The 5445-nt window shown below is 49.2% G+C and carries 5 protein-coding genes, 4 tRNA genes, 1 rRNA gene and 1 other RNA gene; 9 read left to right on the top strand and 2 right to left on the bottom strand.

Annotated elements, in window-relative coordinates; all coding sequences use genetic code 11:
- From rrf to birA, 3 genes are all read left to right on the top strand, one after another.
- A 5S ribosomal RNA gene (gene rrf / locus ACGS9J_RS26840) occupies positions 1 to 72 on the top strand; the annotation flags it as partial.
- 442 nt (positions 73 to 514) lie between these two features.
- A complete protein-coding gene (gene murB / locus ACGS9J_RS26835) occupies positions 515 to 1552 on the top strand; it encodes a UDP-N-acetylmuramate dehydrogenase (RefSeq protein ID WP_442233582.1) in 1038 nt (345 codons plus the stop codon).
- Positions 1549 to 2511, top strand: coding sequence for a bifunctional biotin--[acetyl-CoA-carboxylase] ligase/biotin operon repressor BirA (gene birA, locus ACGS9J_RS26830; protein ID WP_442233581.1), 963 nt, complete (start codon positions 1549 to 1551; stop codon positions 2509 to 2511). Before murB ends, birA begins: the two co-directional genes overlap by 4 nt.
- 45 nt (positions 2512 to 2556) lie before the next feature.
- Here the strand turns inward: birA and coaA are convergent, their stop codons facing one another.
- Together coaA and ACGS9J_RS26820 are read right to left on the bottom strand one after the other, a co-directional pair.
- Positions 2557 to 3507, bottom strand: a complete 951-nt coding sequence (gene coaA / locus ACGS9J_RS26825; RefSeq protein WP_442233580.1) for a type I pantothenate kinase — start codon at positions 3505 to 3507, stop codon at positions 2557 to 2559.
- A 220-nt stretch (positions 3508 to 3727) separates the two neighbouring features.
- A complete protein-coding gene (locus ACGS9J_RS26820) occupies positions 3728 to 4276 on the bottom strand; it encodes a GNAT family N-acetyltransferase (protein ID WP_442233579.1) in 549 nt (182 codons plus the stop codon).
- Positions 4277 to 4674: 398 nt separating this feature from the next.
- Here ACGS9J_RS26820 and ACGS9J_RS26815 point away from each other — a divergent pair.
- The 6 genes from ACGS9J_RS26815 to ACGS9J_RS26790 form a co-directional block, all read left to right on the top strand.
- Positions 4675 to 4750 (top strand) — tRNA-Thr (locus ACGS9J_RS26815).
- 24 nt (positions 4751 to 4774) lie between these two features.
- Positions 4775 to 4859, top strand: a tRNA-Tyr gene (locus tag ACGS9J_RS26810).
- 46 nt (positions 4860 to 4905) lie between these two features.
- Positions 4906 to 5020: non-coding RNA, RtT sRNA (locus ACGS9J_RS26805), on the top strand.
- A gap of 37 nt (positions 5021 to 5057) precedes the next feature.
- A tRNA-Gly gene (locus ACGS9J_RS26800) sits at positions 5058 to 5132 on the top strand.
- A gap of 6 nt (positions 5133 to 5138) precedes the next feature.
- Positions 5139 to 5214, top strand: a tRNA-Thr gene (locus tag ACGS9J_RS26795).
- Between the two features lie 109 nt (positions 5215 to 5323).
- Positions 5324 to 5445, top strand: a 122-nt coding sequence (locus ACGS9J_RS26790; protein WP_004957728.1) for a GTP-binding protein, incomplete at its 3' end; no start/stop codon positions are given.

The following is a 5445-nucleotide window of genomic DNA, read 5'->3' as shown; positions in this document are numbered from 1 at the left end:
CTCAGAAGTGAAACGCCGTAGCGCCGATGGTAGTGTGGGGTCTCCCCATGCGAGAGTAGGACACTGCCAGGCATCAATTAAGCCAAGAGGCCATCCGCAAGGATGGCCTTTTTGCTATGCGGAAAAGAAAAAAAGCGCATCTACACCACGCCTTGATAGTAGACTCCCCGTAATTTCCTGCAAATAAGTCCCATCTTGTTATATTTATAGATATATACAATGCTTAAAGAAGATAACTAGCTTCAGATGAATATAAACCAGGCTGAATAGATCGCTTCGGCTTGCAACAATAAGCCCTACCTCTAAGACAATACTGTTATTAATCGTGTTACTCATTATCTTTAATGTATTACATAATTAATTTATATAGAAATTACCTTATAAAACAATTAGAAATATTTCATCTGTGGATGATCTCCAGATAAAAGCAATATCAATGAAAACAAGTATTAGCCTGACGTGCCGAATCGAGTAGACTAGGTGGAGGTTCATTTCCGTATAGGTATTTATCGTTATGTCTACTGAAAGTGCGTCATTAAAAAACCACAATACCTTTGCGCTCCCGGCTAACGCAGCGCATCTGGTCATGGCAAACACAATAGAATTAATGATCAAGATTTGGCAGAAAACGCAGAAGCGCCAAGAGCCGCTGCTGGTACTCGGTGAAGGAAGTAATGTCCTATTTCTTGAGGACTTTGCCGGTACGGTCATGATCAATCAATTAAAAGGCATTGATATCAGAGAAGAAAAAGATGCCTGGTTCCTCCATGTCAGCTCAGGTGAAAATTGGCATGGCTTGGTTTGCCGCACGCTGGATACCAGCATTCCCGGCCTGGAAAACCTGGCATTGATCCCTGGCCTGGTCGGCTCTGCTCCCATTCAGAATATCGGCGCCTATGGCATCGAACTCAAGAGTGTATGCGACTACGTTGATCTGTTGGATCTGAGTACGGGCGCTATCGATCGTATTCCGGCATCAGATTGCGGATTTGGCTACCGTGAGAGCATTTTTAAACATCACTTCCAGAAAGGACACATCATTGTTGGCGTTGGCCTGCGGCTGAACAAGCAATGGGAGCCGATGCTGAATTATGGCGATCTGACCAAGCTGGATCCGCAAACGGTGACGCCACGTCAGGTGTTTGATTCCGTGTGCGCCATGCGCCGCAGTAAGTTGCCCGACCCTAAGGTGACAGGGAATGCCGGCAGTTTCTTCAAAAATCCGTTGGTCAGTAATGAGAAGGCCACTGCGCTGATGGCCGAATATCCAGGCATGCCGCATTACCCGCAGCAGGATGGCCAAGTGAAGCTGGCTGCAGGCTGGTTAATCGATCAGTGTGAGCTGAAAGGCCACCAGATTGGTGGGGCGGCGGTACATAGCCAACAGGCGCTTGTTCTGGTTAATGTGGATAATGCCACCAGTCAGGACGTGGTAGCCTTGGCTCGCCACGTACGCAACAAGGTAGCGAAAAAGTTTGATGTATGGCTAGAGCCAGAAGTTCGCTTTATCGGTGCGGATGGTGAGTTAAATGCAGTAGAGGTTCTGTCATGAAGGATACCAAAGTCCCCCTCAAGCTTATTGCGATACTGGCCGATGGCGGCTTCCATTCTGGCGAGCATCTGGGTGAATTGCTGGGAATGAGCCGTGCAGCAATTAATAAGCATATCCAGACGATCCGCGAGTGGGGCCTGGATGTGTTTACCGTACCGGGAAAAGGCTACAGCCTGCCTGGCCCAATCCAATTGTTGGATGCCGAACGTATTCTCAGCCAACTGGCAGACAAGCGTGTCACCGTGCTGCCGGTCGTGGATTCTACCAACCAATATCTGTTGGATCGCATTGCTGAATTGCAATCGGGCGATGCCTGCGTCGCCGAATATCAGCAGGCCGGGCGGGGCCGACGTGGGCGTCAATGGATCTCTCCTTTTGGTGCCAATCTGTATCTTTCGATGTTTTGGCGTCTGGATCAGGGACCGGCAGCTGCAATGGGTCTGAGCCTGGTGATCGGCATAGTGATGGCTGAAGTGTTGCAAGGCCTCGGTGCGGCGGATGTCAGGGTCAAATGGCCGAACGATCTATACCTTAACGATCGTAAGCTGGCCGGTATCTTGGTCGAGTTAACGGGGAAAACCGGTGATGCGGCACAGTTGGTCATTGGCGCAGGCATCAATTTGGCAATGCGTGAAACCAATGCCAATGCAATTAACCAGGGCTGGATAAACCTGCAGGAAGCGGGGATTAATATCGATCGTAATGAATTGGCTGCGACCTTGCTTAATGAGTTGCGCCAATCGCTGCGTCAGTTTGAGATTGATGGTTTGACACCTTTTATTTCGCGCTGGCACGCTTTGGATAACTTTATTGATCGACCGGTGAAACTATTAATTGGCGAACAACAAATTTTCGGCACTGCGCGTGGTATCGATCAGCAAGGGGCATTATTGCTTGAGCAAAACGGTGTTATTAAACCATTCATTGGTGGGGAAATATCTCTACGTAGCGCTGAATAATTCATTACCAATAAGGGGTTTTAAAGCCCCTTATCGTTAATTGGATTATTTTCTCAAACGAACGCTCTCGACCGCATGATTAGCACTTTTAGTCATGATCAGGCTAGCACGCTCACGTGTTGGAAGGATATTTTCCTGTAAATTCAATCCATTAATCTCATTCCATAACTGGGTGGCTATATTGATCGCCTCGGGTTCCGGCAATTTTGAGTAATTATGGAAATAAGAATCAGGGTTAGAAAACGCTCCCTGACGAAATTTAAGGAATCGGTTGATATACCAAGATTGGAGCAGTTCTTCCGGCGCATCGACGTATATTGAGAAATCAACAAAGTCAGAAACAAAAACACGATGCGGATCATGAGGATAATCCATGCCGCTTTGTAATACGTTCAGCCCTTCCAAAATAAGGATGTCAGGCTGTTCGATGACTTTATTGCCTTCGGGAACAACATCATAAATCAAATGGGAATATACCGGAGCGGTTACGCGTTTGGCGCCGGATTTCACTTCAGAAACGAATTTCACCAGGCTGTGCATATCGTAAGACTGTGGAAAGCCTTTTTTCTTCATCAGCCCGCGTTCGTTCAACACCTTATTCGGATGCAGGAAACCGTCGGTGGTGATCAGTTCGACGCTACGGTGCTCCGGCCAACTGCTGAGTAAAGCCTGCAGCAAACGTGCAGTGGTGCTTTTGCCTACGGCGACGCTGCCGGCAATGCCGATAACGTAGGGGATTTTTTGTCCATCGGTGCCGAGAAATTGCTCAAGTACGGCCTGACGGCGCAGGTTGGAACTGATATAGAAGTTCAGCAACCGCGATAGCGGCAGATAAATCTGTGCTACCTCTTCCAAAGAGAGATCTTCGTTAATCCCTTTTAGTTTAACAATCTCTTCTTCCGACAGTGTCAGCGGCACCGAATCTCGTAACGCAGCCCACTGGGTACGATCGAACTGAAGATAGGGCGTCGCTAAAGATTGATCTCTTTTTATCATAAGCCAAATTCTGCCTGTTAACGCAGGTTGGGAAAGGCGCCGGACGCCAACTCCAGATAATAAACAAGCTGCATATTATAGACAGCTTCGTTTTTGGCGTAGACTTTTTTCGCAAAAGTTGTCGATTGGCGGCAGTTTATGTCAATAGTGAGAAGCGGCGCGCAGTTGATTGCAGAGGCGTTGCAAAGCGGTATCTTTGGGGAATGATACCGCTTTCAGGCTAGCTGGCGATGGCGGGGGAAGCTTGGTTAACCGCGAACAGGCGTTTGTAATAAATGACCGTCGGATGGTAGTAGCCATCGGGCGCGGCGGCATAGTCGGGCAACTCTCCCAGGCAGCGATAACCCAGGGAGCGATACAACGCTTCTGCGGCGGAACCCGCCTGTGTATCGAGATACAGCAGACCACGCTGCTGTTGTAGCGCCGACAGTTCCAATGCCTTCATCAGGGCCTGTCCGACACCCTTGCGGCGCGCACGGCTGTGAACTAACAGTTTTTGGACCTCAGCACGGTTGCGCCCATTCGGTTTCTGGCACAGCTCAAGTTGGACCGTGCCGATGACGCCGCGCTCGTCTCTGGCAATCCACAGCAACAGCTCTGCTTTAGCCAGGGCAGGGCGCAAGCTGTGGAAGTAACTCTCGGCATCTTCATGCGGGATCAGCGTGTCGTAGCCCACTGAGGCTCCATGCGTCACCGCATCGGTCAACAGACGAGCCAATTCATCACGGTAAATGGGCAGGGTGGCGGCATTAATCAGGACAATTTTCATCGGTCATTCCTCCTGGGTGAGGGGGTAATGAAGATAAGCAATAACTGCGCCAGAGTGGTGGCGGGCACGCTGGCGGCGAAAGAGATGAAGGATCATTGTAGTGGATGCCGCCATATGGAGCACTCTTCCCTTTACTGGTGCATCGATCCGGCTCACAGTTTTCTGATTGGGGTTAACAGGTTTGAGATAACGGGCACGGAGAAAGGAAGGGTCAATACTTGCAAAAAACGCATTAAATTGTAGAGAATGATTCTCACAATTGATGAATGTTTGCACGCTACGCGCTGTGAATTGCCAGACACTGTACAAAATTGGGTGATTTATGAGCGAAAGTGCAGCTAACGCAATTTTTTTGTTGCATAGGCCGTCCGGTCTACCTAGAATGCGCTGCACTTGATGCCGGCTTAGCTCAGTTGGTAGAGCAACTGACTTGTAATCAGTAGGTCACCAGTTCGATTCCGGTAGCCGGCACCAATCAAGTCACAGTAGTTAAAATCTGGTGGGGTTCCCGAGCGGCCAAAGGGAGCAGACTGTAAATCTGCCGTCACAGACTTCGAAGGTTCGAATCCTTCCCCCACCACCATATCTTGCCTTAGGCAGTTAACTGGCCAGCGATAATCTCGCAACGGTTAAATTGCAGAAGGGGAAGGCGAAAGCCTTCGCAAGGTTCGAGTTGTGCCGCGCATAGCGCAGCCGGCCCGAAGGGTGAGAGTTAAGCGATGAACAATCCTTCTCCCATCTAAAAATTCTACAGAAAAGTCAGGTAGCCGAGTTCCAGGATGCGGGCATCGTATAATGGCTATTACCTCAGCCTTCCAAGCTGATGATGTGGGTTCGATTCCCACTGCCCGCTCCAAGATGTGCTGATATAGCTCAGTTGGTAGAGCGCACCCTTGGTAAGGGTGAGGTCGGCAGTTCGAATCTGCCTATCAGCACCACTTCTTATAATCTCGCCCCCTGATTTTCTTTCTGTTCTGGATTCAACAAGCAAATGCTTGGTTGATGTGGTGATACCACCGATTTATCCGTGTCTTAGAGGGACAATCGATGTCTAAAGAAAAGTTTGAACGTTCAAAACCGCACGTTAACGTCGGTACTATCGGCCACGTTGACCACGGTAAAACTACCCTGACTGCAGCAATCACTACCGTTCTGGCTAAAACCTACGG

Source organism: Serratia quinivorans, assembly GCF_052113645.1.
GTDB classification, from domain to species: Bacteria; Pseudomonadota; Gammaproteobacteria; order Enterobacterales; family Enterobacteriaceae; genus Serratia; species Serratia quinivorans_B.
This window is presented reverse-complemented; position numbering and strand designations above follow the sequence as displayed.